This is a genomic window from Gracilibacillus kekensis (assembly GCF_900143085.1).
GTDB classification, from domain to species: domain Bacteria; phylum Bacillota; class Bacilli; order Bacillales; family Amphibacillaceae; genus Gracilibacillus; species Gracilibacillus kekensis.
In genome coordinates, this window is the sequence record NZ_FRCZ01000005.1 from 271,897 (window position 1) to 290,718 (window position 18,822).

18 protein-coding genes are annotated in these 18,822 nt (G+C 34.7%); 10 read left to right on the top strand and 8 right to left on the bottom strand.

What is annotated here, in order from left to right; translation table 11 throughout:
- Positions 1 to 93: 93 nt before the first annotated feature.
- The 5 genes from BUC25_RS13560 to BUC25_RS13575 form a co-directional block, all read right to left on the bottom strand.
- Positions 94 to 972, bottom strand: a complete 879-nt coding sequence (locus tag BUC25_RS13560) for a hypothetical protein (RefSeq protein WP_073202425.1) — start codon at positions 970 to 972, stop codon at positions 94 to 96.
- A 256-nt stretch (positions 973 to 1,228) separates the two neighbouring features.
- Entirely contained in the window at positions 1,229 to 1,408 is a 180-nt protein-coding gene (locus BUC25_RS19595) for a hypothetical protein (protein WP_244535187.1), read from the bottom strand.
- A gap of 15 nt (positions 1,409 to 1,423) precedes the next feature.
- Positions 1,424 to 2,125 carry a glycerol kinase gene (locus BUC25_RS13565; protein WP_244535188.1) on the bottom strand — a complete coding sequence of 234 codons (702 nt, stop codon included), beginning with the start codon at positions 2,123 to 2,125 and terminating at the stop codon, positions 1,424 to 1,426.
- A 56-nt stretch (positions 2,126 to 2,181) separates the two neighbouring features.
- The gene (locus tag BUC25_RS13570; RefSeq protein ID WP_073202427.1) at positions 2,182 to 2,706 is read right to left on the bottom strand and encodes a restriction endonuclease; all 525 of its coding nucleotides are present in this window, start codon (positions 2,704 to 2,706) and stop codon (positions 2,182 to 2,184) included.
- Between the two features lie 1,214 nt (positions 2,707 to 3,920).
- Positions 3,921 to 4,838, bottom strand: coding sequence for an alpha/beta hydrolase (locus tag BUC25_RS13575; protein ID WP_073202429.1), 918 nt, complete (start codon positions 4,836 to 4,838; stop codon positions 3,921 to 3,923).
- A 164-nt stretch (positions 4,839 to 5,002) separates the two neighbouring features.
- On the opposite strand from BUC25_RS13575, the gene BUC25_RS13580 reads away from it, so the two are divergent.
- Positions 5,003 to 5,542, top strand: a complete 540-nt coding sequence (locus BUC25_RS13580) for a TetR/AcrR family transcriptional regulator (RefSeq protein WP_073202431.1) — start codon at positions 5,003 to 5,005, stop codon at positions 5,540 to 5,542.
- A gap of 86 nt (positions 5,543 to 5,628) precedes the next feature.
- Here BUC25_RS13580 and BUC25_RS13585 read toward each other — a convergent pair whose 3' ends face one another.
- Entirely contained in the window at positions 5,629 to 5,826 is a 198-nt protein-coding gene (locus BUC25_RS13585; RefSeq protein WP_073202433.1) for a MerR family transcriptional regulator, read from the bottom strand.
- A 605-nt stretch (positions 5,827 to 6,431) separates the two neighbouring features.
- On the opposite strand from BUC25_RS13585, the gene BUC25_RS13590 reads away from it, so the two are divergent.
- On the top strand, positions 6,432 to 7,394 hold the full coding sequence (locus BUC25_RS13590; protein ID WP_073202434.1) for a TRM11 family SAM-dependent methyltransferase: 963 nt from the start codon (positions 6,432 to 6,434) through the stop codon (positions 7,392 to 7,394).
- Positions 7,395 to 7,932: 538 nt separating this feature from the next.
- Here the strand turns inward: BUC25_RS13590 and BUC25_RS19410 are convergent.
- Together BUC25_RS19410 and BUC25_RS13595 are read right to left on the bottom strand one after the other, a co-directional pair.
- Positions 7,933 to 8,100: a hypothetical protein gene (locus tag BUC25_RS19410; RefSeq protein ID WP_170862707.1), complete on the bottom strand. Its 168-nt coding sequence runs from the start codon at positions 8,098 to 8,100 to the stop codon at positions 7,933 to 7,935.
- Positions 8,090 to 8,368, bottom strand: a complete 279-nt coding sequence (locus BUC25_RS13595; RefSeq protein WP_073202437.1) for a hypothetical protein — start codon at positions 8,366 to 8,368, stop codon at positions 8,090 to 8,092. Before BUC25_RS13595 ends, BUC25_RS19410 begins: the two co-directional genes overlap by 11 nt.
- A 538-nt stretch (positions 8,369 to 8,906) precedes the next feature.
- On the opposite strand from BUC25_RS13595, the gene BUC25_RS13605 reads away from it, so the two are divergent.
- The 8 genes from BUC25_RS13605 (at position 8,907) to BUC25_RS13640 (ending at position 18,683) form a co-directional block, all read left to right on the top strand.
- Entirely contained in the window at positions 8,907 to 9,764 is an 858-nt protein-coding gene (locus BUC25_RS13605) for a methyl-accepting chemotaxis protein (protein WP_084543468.1), read from the top strand.
- A gap of 12 nt (positions 9,765 to 9,776) precedes the next feature.
- On the top strand, positions 9,777 to 11,237 hold the full coding sequence (locus BUC25_RS13610) for an aldehyde dehydrogenase family protein (protein ID WP_073202444.1): 1,461 nt from the start codon (positions 9,777 to 9,779) through the stop codon (positions 11,235 to 11,237).
- A 295-nt stretch (positions 11,238 to 11,532) separates the two neighbouring features.
- Positions 11,533 to 12,453, top strand: a complete 921-nt coding sequence (locus BUC25_RS13615; protein WP_073202445.1) for a DUF1672 family protein — start codon at positions 11,533 to 11,535, stop codon at positions 12,451 to 12,453.
- A 235-nt stretch (positions 12,454 to 12,688) separates the two neighbouring features.
- Positions 12,689 to 13,408: a DUF1672 family protein gene (locus BUC25_RS13620; protein ID WP_483188992.1), complete on the top strand. Its 720-nt coding sequence runs from the start codon at positions 12,689 to 12,691 to the stop codon at positions 13,406 to 13,408.
- A gap of 63 nt (positions 13,409 to 13,471) precedes the next feature.
- Positions 13,472 to 14,068, top strand: a complete 597-nt coding sequence (locus tag BUC25_RS13625; RefSeq protein ID WP_073202448.1) for a DUF1672 family protein — start codon at positions 13,472 to 13,474, stop codon at positions 14,066 to 14,068.
- A 533-nt stretch (positions 14,069 to 14,601) separates the two neighbouring features.
- A complete protein-coding gene (locus BUC25_RS13630) occupies positions 14,602 to 15,525 on the top strand; it encodes a DUF1672 family protein (protein WP_073202450.1) in 924 nt (307 codons plus the stop codon).
- A 10-nt stretch (positions 15,526 to 15,535) separates the two neighbouring features.
- Positions 15,536 to 17,644, top strand: coding sequence for an SA1320 family protein (locus BUC25_RS13635; protein WP_073202451.1), 2,109 nt, complete (start codon positions 15,536 to 15,538; stop codon positions 17,642 to 17,644).
- 220 nt (positions 17,645 to 17,864) lie between these two features.
- Entirely contained in the window at positions 17,865 to 18,683 is an 819-nt protein-coding gene (locus tag BUC25_RS13640; RefSeq protein WP_073202453.1) for a cupin domain-containing protein, read from the top strand.
- The last annotated feature ends 139 nt before the right edge of the window (positions 18,684 to 18,822 follow it).

Below are 18,822 nucleotides of genomic sequence, written 5' to 3' on the forward strand. Positions count from 1 at the left end.
CAACCACAAATTTCCGAACCCTAAATCTATATCTTTTTTTGCCTCTCCTAGATGTACCTAAGTCCTTACTTATAAGATGTATTTTCATTTTAGCTAAATAAGTCTTTTTTGAATCAACCACAAGAATACATCTTCAGTCATTCTTAATATCATTAACGCGTCTTCCTGAAGAGGCTTATCCTCGCCATGTGGACCAAGTCCCGACATACCACTATATAAAGTAGCCATCATCCGATACCTGTTAGCCCCTTTATTATTTTCCAACCAGTATTTAAATATCTTCTTTTTACTTTTAAGTTCTGCACCGTCTTGAATGACAGTTTCACCCGTAGCTGATAATATCCCTTTTAAATAATCACCATTTTCATTATCCAGTGTCGCAAATACCTTTTCATATGCAGTTCTGCAATTGTCTATACAGCTTTTAAAATTACCATTGCTATAAGTTTCCAAAGCTTCATTATAATATCTTAGAATATCCGGTTGGTTTAAATTGATTTCTTTTCTCACAACTGACATCTCTTCTTGTCTTTCTACTTCACCAAAGGATAAATATTGAAGAGAATATTGCATTCCTATTTGCGTACTTTCAATTTGTAATTGATAACCTAATAATTCAACACAATTCCTTATTTGATCTAATAAATATTGGTCCATATCATCTAATCTCCTGAATATTTCATTTAGAAATTCATTCAAAATTCCCTTATTATGTTTAATTTCATTAGAGAGTTTTAACATTCCTAATTCAGGATTAAAACCATCATTATCATTTGTATAACCTTTATTATACGAGTATGGATTAAAGTAATTACTATATTCGTCAATTAATGAAGATAGCCCTATACAACTAAGTACTTGTTCTAACCATCCATTTCCACTTCTATTAGCTGCTCTTCTAATGGGTATATCCAAATAACTACACAATTTTGCTAAACTCTTCTCTTCTCGACTATCCAAAACTAATTCCATTCTACTTCAATCCTTTCTAGTTTATTCATTAAGTTTCATTATTTTTTAGCATCCAATGACATGAGGGCCTGCCCTCTTAAAAAGACAATTGTTCACGTATGGAGGACGATTTTTTTTATTGAAGAGAGACAGCCACTATATATTTAATCGTATAAATTCAATTCTCATGTTTAGCTAGTGTTTCAATCACCTTCAAGATATGTCATTCCTGCCATTGCAAACTGTTATCCTCTTCTCCTCAACCCATATAATAATGTCAATAAGCCTGAATACCAAACTTCAATAATTTCTTAGGTAATATATCATCTAAGTTCTGAATATCAGCATCTTTTAACTGAATCAGATTAAAATCATACTTTTCATAAATTTTTAATTTTTCTTGTTTTCTTGCCTGATATTTCGGATTATCTTCTAGTCCCCAATACTCTATATACACTCTACCCACTGGTAACTAAAAATCAGTATAGACATCCTCTTCAATTGGTAATTTTCGCTCATAAGCATGTACGATTCCTGACATGTATAACCAATTATCAATTAACATTTCAGCTCTGGAACGTACATAGTGACCATCTGCAGCTCTGTGTTTCGCTTCATACTTTTGCCTGAAATCAACAGAACTCTTTGTTTCTTCCTCTTCTTTTGGTTCTGTATCTTTTCCAGCTATTTCATTCATCGTTTCTACTAGTCTCTTATTCTGTAAAATACTTTTAGGCCAATTTACATACGGAATTCCTGTTCTTTCATACTCACATTGTTTCCCGCCTATACTTTTGCCTAGAGTTGTCATAGTCCATCCTTTAATAGATTTCTCCACAAATCCAAGCTCAGACAAAATAGGATTTATTTTAAATTTGGATACTCCAAAGTGATTACTTAAAGCTGTTGCATTTATAAATACATCCTTTTCATTTCTCGTTTTAAATATGCTACTATTTTTAATATTTTCATTCCATGCTATGTATTCACCTATTTTAGGATGTTTCTTTTTCGTCCCTACCTTCTCCCCTTTTTCAGTCAAAACCCAGTTGTCATCAACTCTTTTAACCAAATCATTATCAAGAAGGATTTGAAAGACCTGCTTTACATTCACTTTCAACTCTTTTGAAAGCGCTGTAGTTGATAAGTATTTTGTTTTTTGAGAAGTACTCATGATAGATTATTCTCCTTTGTTCAGTATTCTAATTGATATTTAAAACTTAAAAATCATTACGCAGTCTTATTATATGTAATCATCCAATCCATAAGCTCTGAACGATTGATCAATCTAACCTGATTTGAACTTGCTAATTTAATTGCCTGATTGGTAAAAAAACTATTAGTAATGACCCAGCATTCATCTGCTTTATAATACTTTTGAGCAGAAACTATCTCCTGTACAGCTCGAACTCCGACATTTTTCTTATATCGTTTTGCTTGTACAACTATTTTTTTATTAGTAGTGATCAAAATAAGATCTGCACCATAGTCTCCACTTTTTGGTGTTAATTTGACTTTATATCCTCTACCTTTTAATAATACAAGCAAGTATTCTTCAAATTTGTTACCTGACATTTCATCAATATCTTTAATGCCTGATTTCTTAAGTCTATATCCTTTTATAATGTTAATAATGATTTCATAAATGACAACTAAAGCAATGAATAAAATGATACCCAATGTAAGTAAAGGTTCAGCACTAAGTATAGACCACAATAAATCTATTCCTAACTTAAATCCCTCAAAATCATCCATACTTAATTACTCCTCCTATTACTGTTATTCCTTTATATTGCAAATCCAGAATTACGATGAAACTAAAATACTATGACTAATATATCATTTTTCCACATTACAATCTACCTATTTTAGGTAATTAATCTTTTATATTCCATATACCGAAATTATAAATATTTTTCCATTAGCTATAACTCCACGTAACATGATACTAAAGCATGATCCAAAAAAATAAGACCCACCTCATTATGAGTTAGGTCTCTGCCAATTTATCTATACATATTTCATCATTTATTAAGGACAGATGTTGGTTTGTTATTCATTGGTTTCCATTTTCATTTGATAAAGTACGGCACACCCTTTCAGGATTTACTGAAAAAACGAGGTTGGTTGAAGGTACCTCCTAAATATATTCCTCCTGGTAAACCAGAAAATTAACTTTTCTAATTATGTGGCTTTTCATAGTTTCCCTTTAATACGGAAATGATTTTTCATTAAAGGCTAAGGTTTCCCCAACAATCTGTCACCTACTTATTCAAGGGTTAGTACCAACATTTCACCGTAAAACTCACGCTAAACCATTTTCCACCACTAAATAAGCCTTCTCCACTACGATAAGAAGTGGAAAAATAATTCTACGCTATATTTTAGGGGAATTATAAAAGGTAAAAAGGCGCTAGATGGACCATCCTTTGATGTTTGTCTAACTAAAAATAGCGTAGAATGCGACATCTACGCTATTTCACAACCTCATTTGTAAATAAATGTCTTAACGTGAGAAATGTGGTGAATAGTTGGTGATACCCCTTTAAGAAGTGTCCCCTTAAAGGAATATGTATGTTTTGTCATTTTCACGGAACGCTATCGCTTTTCTTCGTCTGCGGGTTTGCCGGATCTTCAGTTTTGCGGTACAACATCGTCTTTCTCTTATCGTCATTTTTCAGAATCTCCAGTTTCATGGTACGACATCGACTTAATCTGACCGTCAAAGTCTGTTTTTGTGAAATGACTACCTCATAATTTCCTTAAATGAATCTTCCATTTAAACTGCCCTATTCTGGAAGACTCAGTTTTGAGATAAAGCGGATAAATTATAGTGTTTGAACACTAAATACTTAGCGTTGTAAATACGCATTTTCTGACGCTCCCCCTATGGGAATCTCTGACTGGTTATATTAGAAATCATGAAAGCGATTTCTCAAAAGTAACTGAGACAACCCCTGTTTACATTATTAAAGATTTTCTTTATAAAAAGCGCATAATTTTTCAACGGCTTTACTCACTGGCTCTGGCCTGTCGTACAGGTCATAGTGGCTTGCCCCTTCTATAACGAATAAATCTTTTTTCTCAGAAGCTGCTCGGTCATAAAGCTCATGACCATCCTTGTATGAACCAAACGCTCCTTGTACGTCACCGACAATGATTTGCAAAGGTTGAGTCAGCAGTCTTTCTGCTAAATGGAAAGCATCAAAACCGATTATCGAGTCCATACTGGTGAATTTTAATTTGTTTGGAGAGTTAGGGCTTTGACCTCTTGGTGTTCTGTAGTAATCAACCGCTCCTACAAGATCGATATCAGACATACCAGCTTCTTCTCTTTCTGCATGACTATTAGGAATCCATTGTGTAACCATAGGTTCGACTCCACGAGCTTCAGCAGTGCGTTGTTGAGCAATTTCCTCTAAAACTTTGATTGGATCGCCTTCACGATATCCACGACCGATATTCACGCCGACGACGGTTCCAACTGCTTTGATGCGACGCTCTGTCATTGCAGCATTTACAGCATATCCGCCTCCTGCACAAACACCTAACACGCCAATACGATTTTCGTCGACATAGTCTAGTGTAGTTAGGTAATCAACCACTGACCGAATATCTTCAACACGTGCAGCTGGGTATTCGGCATAACGAGGCTTACCTTCGCTTTCTCCTTGATAGGATGCATCGAATACAATCGTTACATACCCTAGCTCAGCAAGTTTATCCGCGTAAATGCCCGCCGTTTGATCTTTACAGCTGCTGCCCGGATGAACACAAACAATTACTGGATTTTGTTCCTTTTCCCCAGAATGTTCAGGTACATTTAAAATCGCTACTATTTGTAGCCCATGTGCATGAAATTTTACTTTCTTTTTAGTAACTGTCACGGTTAAAACCACCTTTATTCATTTTTAAATACACTTGTGATTATTAATCATCTTGTGTATATTTACATTATAAATAAAGGAACTGTTGATTCAATTACCACATTACGAAATTTGCGTATTAATACACGAATTGTTTTGATTGTGTAAAAAAAGGAGGACGCTGTGTGGATAAAATAGATCGTAGAATTTTAAAATCTCGACAGGCTATTCAATCGACTTTTTTGCAGATGTTAGTTAAGGAAGGGTTCGACAAGATTACGGTTAAAAATATTACGGAAAAAGCCAACATCAGTCGAAAAACATTCTACCTACATTATATTGATAAATATGATCTGTTAGATAAGATAGTGGATGACCAAATAGTAAAATTACGAGAAATATGTGATCAAAAACAAGACAAAGGCATTACAGAAGGTTCGATATTATGGTTTGCTTATTTTGATCAACATAAATCGTTCTTTGCAGCATTGTTTAAAAGTAAAGGAGCTTTATCATTTCGCAAAAAGCTATTGTCCTTTACTATGGAGGAGATAAATAAAAAGCTTAATGAGGATTCGCATCCTATTATCGATAGGCATATTTTTTTGAAGTTTTTAGGAACGGCAACAATGGGAGTATTGGAATCTTTTGTACTAGAAGAAGTAGATAGTGACATTGAAGCTGTAGCAACGCAAGTTGTGCAGCTATATAAAAAACATATTTAGCAGTGATCAATGAAGAGCACCATGGAGACTCTACCTCAATGGGCATTGGTCTCATAGAAGCCTGTGTGACAAGATCTTCAGCCCCCTCACCTTTTGGTTTGACAAACTAAACCAAGCATTAAACACGCATTATTATGGAAGGCTTTAAACTCTTTTGTTGTGTAAACATTTTGATTTTGCTCATTTTTTTCGGTTGGTACTAAAATACCCAGTTGCCTATAGTGTCTTAACGTCCGTACCGTTGTATCAGCAACCTGTGCGAACTTACTTACTGTTAATTTCATATTCTATCTAGCTCCAATCTATTATAATTTATCCTTGTACAATGCAAGCACAAAAATTGATTACTTCAGCTACAGTATTAAGTCAATTATATAAGGGTGAAATTCTATTATCTATTTTCAAATTCATTTTTTGTTTCAGACTATTATGACTCAAGAACAAAATAAAACTAAAAACCACCATCTGTTCTTCATATTGTTCATAGATATATGTATGTATCACTTGAATAACTTCACTTAGTTGATAGTATAAAAATAATCACTGTAGGATCATCTTTTACATTCTTTATTTACTACAGACAATATTCGCTTAATCTTCTCCAATATCCATCGACATATAAATGTAGTTGTCCTCTCTCACCAAATACCATACATAATTTTTGGCTGTTCCGTAAATTCTTCTGCTTTTAAGTACATGTACTAATCAAATTGAAACCAAACTACATCAACTTTCACCATAAGTACTTCTTCACTGGTTCTGTCTCTTCTTCTATTCCTCAATTTGAAATTATAACTTTTCACCATATTCCTGTCTCAAGACATTTTATAAGTTATAATAGAATTAATACTATTTGCTTAATAATCAAAGAAGGGCTAGTACACAAAACATGACAAAACTTAACTTACAATCAACTGAATACCTCTACACCTACACACATGCTCTCGAAGAAAGCTCTCTCTGTGCATTAGAGCAAAGAGCTCTTTTTGGAGAAGAATCAGATAACCTTATAAAAAGTACAATAAACATCGAACCAAGCAGAAGCCCGTTTATTAAAGGGAAACTATCGATTCTTTTCTCTGGGAAATCTGTTCAGTCAATTGCTGAAAAAGTTAACCAGATCGAGCTTAGTGACCAAACCTTTAAGGTACTTTTCATAAAAATAAATGACCTCTCTAGTGAACAGAAAATAGAATTTGCAGAACAACGAAATATTGAAAGTGAGCTTGGCTGGAAGGTTATTGGAGAAGCACAGATGAAAAAACCTGATATCCTTTTTGGTATTGTACCATTTAAAGGACGTTGGTACTTCGGCAGATATCAGGAAAGCGAACCTGTATGGTTGCATCATGTGAAGAAACCTCAAGAATACTCAACAGCAATAAGTACACGTTTGGCGAGAGCCATAGTAAATATAGCAGTTCCAGATCCATCAGGTCTCCGCGTCATCGATCCTTGCTGCGGAATCGGTACCGTACTTGTCGAAGCACTCTCGATGGGGATACAAATTGTCGGCTCTGACCGTAATCCAATCGTAGTAAAAGGGGCCAGAGAAAATATCACCTATTTTAACTATGATGGTATTGTGGAAGTAAAAGATATTGCCGATGAAGAAGACCATTATGATGTGGCAATCATTGATATGCCTTACAACCTTTATACCCAGGTTACACCGGAAGAGCAGTCCGCGATAATCAAGCATGCGAAAAGAATAGCAGATAGAGTTGTCATTCTTACAATCGAAAACTTGGATGAGATGATTTTGATGGTTGGGTTTACGATAGTCGATCGATGTGTTGCAAATAAAGGAAAAAAAGGACTTTTCTCAAGACAGGTAATTGTTTGTGAATAAAGGACTGAGGATGCGAGTACGTGAAATGGCTACTATCTGATTAAAGGATATTGATTTTAAAGAGCATCAGCGCACAGTATAAATTAAGAGCACTTCTCTTGCATATAATCGCTATTTTAGACGCATGTTAATTATACATGTAAAAAGAATATGGCACAAAATAAGTAAACATAAATAAAATAATAGCAAACATTTTTTCTTTTTTCGGATGTGTGCTAAATAAGTAACTATTGCCTTTTAATTCAAAGCCAACTCCTATTCCTTTAGGTGGTCGGAAAGAGCGAATAAAAAAGCGAGAAGAACGTATTAGATATGAGTATGAAGAATTAAAAAAAGAAATTCACAATTCTTTCCATAAAGTGAGACTGTAATCATTGGAAGTTTCGACTTCCAATGATTGTTAGCAAAATTTATCAGGATGTTAGTGTCCGTTTTACCGCCCACATAGCTTCTTTGCTTATGCCCGAATCTTTGGGGTTTTACCGACAGTTACGCCGTGATAAAAATAAAAATGACATCCGATAAGGACGCCTTTATTTTATACATAGCTTCTTTTGTTTGATTGATTTTTTCCTTTATTCCATATGGACTCTACCTCTCGTCGTAAAGCCTGTCTTTCTTGCTCGATTTTTCGTTTGTTTTTTTCATTGATTTCTTGTTGTGATTTAAATTCAATTACTTTAAAATTCTTATTATTATTTGTCATTTCGTAGAGCCTCCTTTTTACTGAAATTGAATTCTCCTTGTGATAACAGAAAAAGAGCATGTATTAATCGATACACTTCTCTTGAGTCAATTATATCAGCTTTTTCCAATAAATGCATGGCCTTTTTATTGTTTGCATCGAAATGAAAATTATATACCCATGTTTCCTCTCCTGCTAATCCCATCTTCATTTTATAGGAAATCACCTTATGATTTTGATAAGGATTATTAACAACTGGACGATCTAAATTCTCTTTAATAACTTCCACTGCTCCCCATCCCCCTTTTTGTGCTTAATGGTAGTTTTTCAGGGGTAGAACCTGTAGTCCCAACATCCTCTAATTTTATAAAAATATCATTGCCCTGTTTATAAATGGTAAATCCACTGACCAAATTGAGATCCTTGGCAGAGAACTGACCATTACGTATTCGATACAAAATGGCTTTCACCACACTCTCTCGAAAAAGCTTTCTCTATGCATTAGAGCAAAGAGCTCTTTTCGATGAAGAATCAGATACCTGATAAGAAGTACAGCAAACATCGAACCAAGTAGGAGCCCATTTATTAATGGAAAACTCTCGATCCTTTTTTCTAGCAAGTCTGTCTAGGCTATTGCTGAACAGGTTGACCAACTCGAGCTTAGTGTTCAAAAAAAATCATATTCGACTAAAATGTTTTACTGCAAGAGGTTAACCCCTTACATATGTTTTTGGTATATGTAACCAGACTTTAGATTTATTGGAATTGTCCGATGATAGTATAGTGTGTAATGAATAGGAATATTGGGATTTATGAGGAGGAACAAGATGAACGTAAATATAGAAGAATATCATCCATTATTACAAGCATTTGTGAAAGTAGCACCCTTTCTGCAAACCCTTGTAAATGATGACATAACCATTGGAATTTATGACACTGAAAAATTAGTGATTAATTATCCCGCTAAGAACTTTTCTCTTAATGTAAACCCGGGTGACCCGTTAATGGAAGGCGACATTGTAACGAGTGCCATTAGAGAGAATAAAAATCAAGCAACTGCAGTTCCACCAGAATTATTTGGTGTTCACTTAATTGCGCGAGCTATCCCATTGCACGATGAAGCTGGTAATGTAATCGGCGGTATTGGAGTCGGGCAAAGTATTGCAGATGATCAGAAATTAAATGAAACCTCAGGTAATTTATCAACAATGATGAATGACGTGACAAAAACAGTAGAAGAAATGGCTCACGCTATTGGTTCGCTTTCTACTGATATTCAGCATGTATCCGAAAGGGCAAATACGGTTAGTGATAGTGCCGGTACGATCGAAAAGATGTCCAATGTAGTAAAAGAAATTGCGGAACAGAGCAATTTACTTGGACTTAATGCCGCTATCGAATCAGCTCGAGCAGGTGAATATGGCAAAGGATTCTCCGTCGTAGCTGAAGAGATTAGAAAAATGGCAACAAATTCCAAGGAACATGCTAGTGAAATTCAATCGATTACAAGCGAAATACAAAATGCTATTAATAACTTGAATGAACGCATCCAAAATGTGAATGAGCAATCCGATTCACAAGCGGCCTCCATCGAAGAATTAACAGCAACCATGCAAGAAGTGAGCTCACATGTTGAAGTACTAGCTGACCTTGCACAGAATAATGTAGCAGTAAAAGACAACTAGGAGGAATTATTAATGGCAGAATTAAAACAATTAAATAGCCAGTACATAGGTGGTCATTGGCGAGAAGGCAGTAGTAATCTAGAAATGGAAAACAGAAATCCTTATAATGGGGATTTAATAGCACGTTATCAGGCAGCAAGTAAAGAGGATGTTGATTCTGCCTATCAAGCAGCCAAAACAGCACAAAAAGATTGGGAAAAAACAAATCCAGCGGTGCAACGTGAAGTTTTTGAAAAAACGGTTAAAATTATCGAAGAAAAGCACGAAGCGATCGTTGATATCATAATTAAGGAAATTGGTGGCACGCGTTTAAAAGCGGAATTTGAAATTGGTCTGGTAAAGGATATGTTAAAAGAAGCAGCCACTTTTCCTTTTCGGATGGAAGGAAAGATCCTACCATCTGTAACGGATGGAAAAGAAAACAGAGTATATCGAGTACCTGTTGGAGTTGTCGGGGTTATTAGTCCCTTTAACTTCCCGTTCTTTTTATCGATGAAATCAGTAGCACCTGCTTTAGCAGCTGGGAATGGGGTTGTGTTAAAACCGCATGAACATACCGTAATTATGGGCGGAACGCTAATTGCGAAATTATTTGAAGAAGCAGGATTACCAAAAGGATTACTAAATGTTGTTACCACAGAGATTTCAGAAATTGCAGATGCTTTTGTAGAGCATCCGGTTCCAAAATCAATCTCATTTACAGGGTCAACTCAAATTGGTCGTCATATTGGTAGTGTTGCTGGTAAAAACTTAAAAGAAGTACACCTTGAACTAGGTGGAAATAGTGGTCTGATTGTTTTAGATGATGCAGATATGGAATTAGCAGTCAGTGCCGCTGTCTTTAGCCGCTTTACACACCAAGGACAAATTTGCATGTCTGCCAATCGTATTATTATTCATGAAGATGTCTATGAAACGTTTGTTGAAAAATACATTGCAAAAGTGTCCACATTAACATGCGGAGACCCAAACGATGAGAAAACGATTATCGGTCCACTTATTAATGAGAAACAAGTGGAAACGACTAAAAAACTAATTGAAATGGGTCTTAAAGAAGGTGCAGAACCTTTAATCAATGGAGAAATAAAAGGAAATGTGGTAGAACCTGTTGTGTTCGGTAATGTAACTAAAGAAATGACGATAGCGAAAGAGGAAATTTTTGCTCCGGTTATCAGTTTAATAAAAGCAGCAAATGATGATGAAATACTTGAAATAGTAAATGATACCCTCTATGGCCTAAGTGGTGCTGTCCATTCACAAGATATCGAAAGAGCGGCACAACTAGCTAAACAGATGGAAACTGGCATGATTCATATCAATGACGGTACCATTAATGATGAACCTAATGTTGCTTTTGGTGGAATGAAAAACTCTGGTGTAGGCCGACTTAACGGAGAATGGAGTTTAGATGCCTTTACGACAACAAAGTGGATTTCTATTCAACATAATCGTAAACAATATCCTTATTCATAAATTTGACTAACAGCTAGATATAAGAGCTAAAATAGTACTTGATAACATTTAAGTACGATTTTTTGTTTTGTGTCAGTTTTTAGGAGTATGATTAGAAAGCAAAAGATAACCTTATTCCCTAGCACAATTGTCTTATAGTAAAAATCCTTATGGAAACACCTGCTCACGACATATCTTCCTTCTTTAAATCATTACCATTCAAATTGTTTCTAAAAATCTTTATGAATAGTAATTGGATTTATAACCATTTTTTTCTATAATGTATTTATTGATGTATGAAAGAAGGAGGAAGCACATGCTCCATAAGAATAATATTATAGCTATTGTCATTTTATCTACTTTACTATTAGGAGGCTGTAACTGGATGAGTGAAGTATCACCAGGTAATCTAAATGATAATGAAGAAATTAATACAGAGGATTATTATGTTCCTGTTCAGGAGTATACCGGTAAAGAATATACATTACCTAACGGAAAGGAAACTGACCGTATTGCTAACGAAAATCGTGAAGAAATAGAAGAAGCAATCAAATCATTTTTTAAAAAAGAATATAAGACAGAGGTAAAAGTACATAACATCGTTGGGAATGTGGACGGAGCGACCGTGATGGTGGAATCCATTGGGGAACCTCACTTTTATACATATGCGGTTATTCCAATTAATAAGAAGACTGAACAAATCTACTCAGAAAAGGTTTTTTCCCAAGAAGGTCAAGTAGAAAATGCCATCATGGCAGGGGTTTACGGTATGATAATGGAAGAAGAGTTTCAGAATTTAAATGATTTAATTGAAAAAACAAAAAATGATTATAATCTCACCGGCATAAATAAAGAAGCTATTCCAATTGGTGCAGATCGCTACAGTAATGAACATTTAAAGGTTACCATATTTGATGACAATGAATTTGAAGCAATTGCAGAAGAATATTTAGAAAACCCTAATCGAACGGCAGATGAATGGAAAAAGGCATTTAACATTGACAATGTAGCTCCAAAAGATATTGTAATAGCGATAAATTTATTTATGACAGATCAAAATGTTGAGCCTAATCAACAAGCATTTGAGCATTTAATTAAGGCTTTAGAACAAGCAAATAATATTCCTAAAGGAGCTTACGCCATACGTTTGCACGATAATTATATTAGTAAAAATGGATCAGGCAGCAAAGACAATTCAATTGAAAGGGCTCACCCTGATGAACTGTTAAAAGACTAATGAGGGTTAGTTATATGGTAGCTAATGTATTAAGGAGGCCACCCATGCTCAATAAATATAAATTAATAACTATTATTATTTTCTTTCTCTTACTATAGGCTGTAACTGGATAAGTGAGGTATCACAAGGTAATCCAAATGATAACAAAGAATTTAATACAGAAGATTATTATGTTCCTGTCCAAGAGTACACTGGCGAACAATACTCACTACCTAATGGAATAAAAACTAACCGTATTGCTAACGAAAATCGTGAAGAAATAGTAAAAGCAATCAAATCATTTTTTAAAGAAGAATATAAGACAGAGGTAAAAGTACATAATATCGTTGGGAATGTGGACGGAGCGACCGTTATGGTAGAATCCATTGGGGAACCTCACTTTTATACATATGCTGTTATCCCCATTAATAAAAAAATAGAAGAAATCTACTCAGACAAGGTTTTTTCACAACAAGGTCAAGTAGAAAGTGTCATTATTGCAGGTTTATATGGACTAATCAAGAAAGAAGAATTTCAAAATCTGACCAATCTTATTGAGGACTTGAATGAAAAGTATAATTTAACTGGCTTGAATGAAGAGGCAATTCCTATTGGTGCTAATCGCTTTAGCAATCAGTACTACTTTGTTTCGATCGGAGACTTGAATAGTTTTAACCATGTTTTAAAGGAATATATAGAAGACCCCAACCGATCTCAAGAGGAATGGTTGGAACTCATGAATGTTCAAAACATCGATTTTAAAAAAATGATTATTGCAATAAAGCTGTATATGGCTTCTTCCAATGTGGACCCTAATAAAAAGGCTTTAGATGAATTAATTCAAGCAATTGAATCTTCAAATAATATTCCTAATGGTAATTACCAACTTATTTTAAATGATAACTTAATTCATAAAGAAGATGCAAATGGTTACAAAGAAAATTCTCTAGAGAAGATAGACTTACTAAAAAAGTAATGTGAAGAAAGAGTGCTATTATAAGTACATAATATCGTTGGAAATGTAGACGGTAAGACCATTATGGTAGAATCCATTGGGGAAATACATTTTTATACATATGCAATTATACCGATAGATAAAAAACAAGAAACCGTCCTCACTCATAAAATATGGACCCAAGAAATGGTAGTGGAAGATGCCATTATGACAGGTATCTATGGTCTCGTTGAACAAGAAAAATTTGAAAATTTAACAAAATTAATTGATGAATTAAATCAGGAATTTAGCTTAACGGGTTTAAACGAAAAAGCTAGCCAACTAGGTGCTAACCGTTTTAGTACTGAATACTATTATACAGCTATTGGAGATGAAAAACCATTTGGAGATATTGTAGAGTATGACTTTAAAGATCCTAATAGAACAACGGATGAGTGGGAAGATCTTCTACTAGTTGAAAAAATAGATGCAGAAGCAATCAGAATTGCTATTAATTTATATATGGCAGACGAAAATGTTGAACCTGATAGTGAAGTTTTCGATACTTTAATACAAAGAATTGAAAGAGCTGATAATATACCAAAAGGAATATATGGACTCTCCCTGCATGATAATTATATTCTTAAAAAAGATGCCTTAGGAAGTAAAGAGAATTCTTTAAGTCAGGATAGTTTAATTTAAAAAAAAAAGAGGTAAAAAGACTTTGACATCAACACATGATAGGAGAATTGACAGGTTACTATGCTTATTTAAAACATGCCTGAGATAGAGTTACTTATATTAACGATACTCGGATTCGAATTAAAAGATACTTATTCAGACCAACAACCGGCCTGTAGCTATTAAGATGAAAATTCTCCACAAAAATGAACATACAGTGCTCTTCGTCGACATAAACGTTATACCACTAGAAGATTCTATCACAACCTTTTTTTATATGATGTAAATTTAATGTCCTCTCCATAAAAAATGATTTTTTTCACTCGACCAATAGTCCGAACCCAAACATTCTCATGAAACTAAGTAACTTCTAAGTAATAAATATTTATTGCCGCCAAATTTCAACCAGTCTTATATACCCATTCGCGAAATATCTCCGCTCATTAAACTATACCATTCGATTCATTTCTGAAAATTACCATGGATAAGAATTGGATTCTTAACCATTTTTTTCTATAATATGTTTATTGATGTACGAAAGAAGGAGGAATCACATGCTCCATAAGAATAATATTATAGCTATTGTCATTTTATCTACTTTACTATTAGGAGGCTGTAACTGGATGAGTGAAGTATCACCAGGTAATCTAAATGATAATGAAGAAATTAATACAGAGGATTATTATGTTCCTGTTCAGGAGTATACCGGTAAAGAATATACATTACCTAACGGAAAGGAAACTGACCGTATTGCTAACGAAAATCGTGAAGAAATAGAAGAAGCAATCAAATTATTTTTTAAAGAAGAATATAAGACAGAGGTAAAAGTACATAATATCGTTGGAAATGTTGATGGAGCAACCGTTTTTGTGGAATCCATAGGAAAACCACATTTTTATACATATGCGATGATACCTATAGATAAAAAACAAGAAATTATCCTCACTGAAAATATCTGGACTCAGGAAATGGTTGTAGAGGATGCTATTATTACTGGATTATACGGCATGGCTTATAAACATGAATTTGATGTTTTAGATAAATTATTAGAAAAGATATCGAACCAATATGATATAACTGGTAAAACCAATGAAGCAATTAAAAATAGCGTAGGGGCAGGATTCAGTACAAATTTTTACTTTGTACAAGTCGCAGATGACGAACCATTTAAAAGTATTCTGAACGATTATCTAGAAAATAAAAAGATGGAACCCGAAAATTTAAAAAAGCTATTTAGCAACTCAGGCATGTCATCCGAAGCTTTACTGATCTCTATAAAAATGTACATGTCTACAGATGAAGAACCAAATAAAAAAGCATTTGAAGAGTTAGTAAATGCAGTTAAAGAGTCGAATGACATACCTAGAGGAGCCTACAGTATAATTATAAATAAGAATGAAGTTATTCGTACCACCGGTATTAGTGAGGGTGAAAATTCCTTAGAACAATCCTATCCAAACGATATTATAAAAGATTAGGAGGTAAACCATGATAAAGCTAAAAAAGAATGTGACTTTAAATAATTCGAGTGATAGTGACTTAGTGGAATTAGCGGGTTATCAAGCATATATTATAAATGAAAACACTCGTATTATTACTGTTAATGATTCTAAATACAGAGTTTTAAATACTAAAGAAGATAGAAACACAGGGTTAAACGCACACACTGTAATGAATTTAAATACAGAAAATGAAGTCACAGTAGTCTTTGTGGGGACAGATGCTACACAAATAGAAGACATTAAAACGGACTTCTTCTTATTAAGCGATACAAATGTTCCACAGTTAGAAGCTGCAAGATTATATTATGAAGAGATGGACAAAAAATATGGAGTAGATTCTGTCACAGGAAACTCTCTTGGCGGTGCTCTTGCCAATAGAGTAGGGGTGGAATACCCTGAAGTTCGAACAGTTACTTATAACCCCGCTCTTCTACCGAAACATCAAGTCGAGGCTGACAAAGAATATGACAACATTACTAATTATTTTGGAGAATATGATGTTTTAACTGGTTCACTGATTAGTTTAGGACTTGATGACCGTATTCCTGGTGCAAAGCATGAAATACATAACGGCATACCATCTGGAGCAGGTCCTTTTGGCACCGTAGCCAGTAACCATACCGGCTATTTACGGGATACCAACGGTCAATATTATGAAATCCGTTCTGAAGGTGGCCCTGGTTCAGGAAAAATATATATCGATGCAGATGAGCATATTGTGACAAGCATCTGGACAGGTCAGCCGCTTTATGGTGGTGATAATCACTTAATTGACATCACCCCAGGAACATTAGAAGTACTGGCAAATGGTTTAGAAAATAGTGTCATCAGTCGTTTAGCAAAAGTAAAAGATTATTTAGGTAATGCTATGGAAATAATTGTAGCGGAACGAGCAAAAAGAAAGAAAAGAATTACTATCATGCAAGAGGCGTTCGATGATATAGTCGTGGAAGAGATAGGAGATGCGATATTTGGAGATATTACTTGGATGGGAAACATGCTGAAGGCTGAATTGCGATACTGGCACTCTGTTCTCAACCAAGTAGAACAAAAAGCACAATATCTGAATCTACTCTTGAATTCTCCACCAGTTGAAGTACTTGAATATCTCACCAAAAAAGATATTAATGTTTCTTCACTAATTGCAGAAGCCAGACGGCAATTAAACAACATAGAAAACAAAATAGATGAGTTAACAGAGCAATTCCGATATATCATAACCGAAATCATACCTAAATTACTGCATGAAGGCTTTCAATTTGGTACCGAACAATGGTATGACACAGTAGTGGAGGAAATGAATGCCCATTTTTCAATAGTGGAGACCAATATTGAAAAGCTTCATCAACAAATAAACCTATTCAAAAGACAAGTGCAAGAAACAGCCAATCAGTTTTCAGAAACAGACCTTTCGATTGCAGACGCTATCACAAACAAACAAGACATTACTTCCAACCCATCGATTGCACCTCTTTCAGAAAGAACTACCTTGGAAACATCACCCTATTTAAAACGAACAATGTTCATAAAAGAGCTTCAATTGGATGTATCGTTCCATTTTATAAAAGTTAAAGTAAATAATTTAATTTTTCCCTTTGTCCATCTCTTACACCAACTGGCCTTGGCAGTGGAAAATACATTAGAAACCTTATCGGCCACCGTTAAGATGGCCCCTCATTTATACTTTACCGTTTCATTGCCTGGAAAGTTTATTTCCAGCTTTACAAACTTCGACGAAAAGGTACAAGACGCGGTAAACAATGTGACGGGACCAATTGATACACTGGCTTCCAGAGTTGAAGGACTACGTGATGGATTGTATCGTTTTAAGTTAAGAATACCAGTGATCTTAGACCGATTTCGTCCCTATATAGAACATGCCCTTTTTGACAATAATCGCTATAATGAGGTTTATTTATATAATCATGCAGCCTTAGCATTATTAAAGGAAACAGATATCCTGTTTGATGATATCAATACTCAATTGGCAAAGGAAAAAGCGAAAGCTATCGATGAACTCCTTCTCAATGGCGAAGATATTGATAAAAATAACACTCTGTTAAAGGAACAAGTGGAGCTGGGAACATTATATTAGTAGAGTCTGGTAACGTCCCGAAACTCAAAAATAGTTAAAAAAAAGATTAAGGATGGTCCTTAATCTTTTTTAAATCCATTATTTAATCTCACTTTGTAACAGTCGGAACCAAATCCACACCTTGGTAATAAAGATGTACTTTTAATGAGTGAATTCTAGGTACATTACCTTTACAACTGCATACGATAATTTTATAAAACTTGTGAAGGGATTGAGAAAAATGTACTATGTTCCTGATACGGATGCTTGGCAATACCAACAACCTTCCTATGCAAATACACCTACGCATTATCAAGGAAGGCAGCCTGTTTACGATGCTGTTCCTAATGAAGGAGGGCATTCAAAAGAATTTAATGATTTTCGACGTTCAAATGGTAGTGGTAATATTTCTTCAAGAGACTATGGGCCAAATCCATTTGTGATAGATATCAACGAAGCGACGAAGGATAACAATACGTTTCGTACTGCTTTGTGGACAGGTGAGCATTTGCAACTTACCTTAATGAGTATCAATGTTGGAGAAGACATTGGCTTGGAAATGCATCCTAATCTTGACCAGTTTTTACGGATCGAACAAGGGCAAGGAATGGTTCGGATGGGAAAAAACAAAAATAATTTAAACTTTGTAAAAAATGTCGAAGATGATTCTGTCATCATTATACCTGCTGGAATGTGGCATAATCTAACTAATTCAGGTAATACTCCTTTGAAACTTTACTCGATTTACGCTCCACCTAATCATCCATTCGGTACTGTTCATGTTACCAAGGAAGATGCAATGGCTGCGGAGGAAGGTATTTCCAATGGAAATGTATTTGGTAAGACACCGGATGAATGGGTACAGTACACAGAATTTCTAGTTAACGAAGGGTTAGAGGACGTGAAAAGAGGTATCAATGCTACACATATTCTTCAGGAATTTATTTTAATGGGAGTTCTTGTTGGAAAAGGTTATTCTCCTGAAAGAGCCTATGAAACAGTTGAAGAATGGGAACGTACAGGAGAATCCCAGCTACTTCAACAAAGTAAAAATATGTAAGGTTAGACTATTGGTATGATAATGAAGGAATGTAAAGTTGACAATTGAATAATCAATAACAATACCCCTGATTAATGTAAAAAAGATTTAATCAGGGGTAACCTTCTGGTTGAATTAAACGCCAATCATCACAATACGA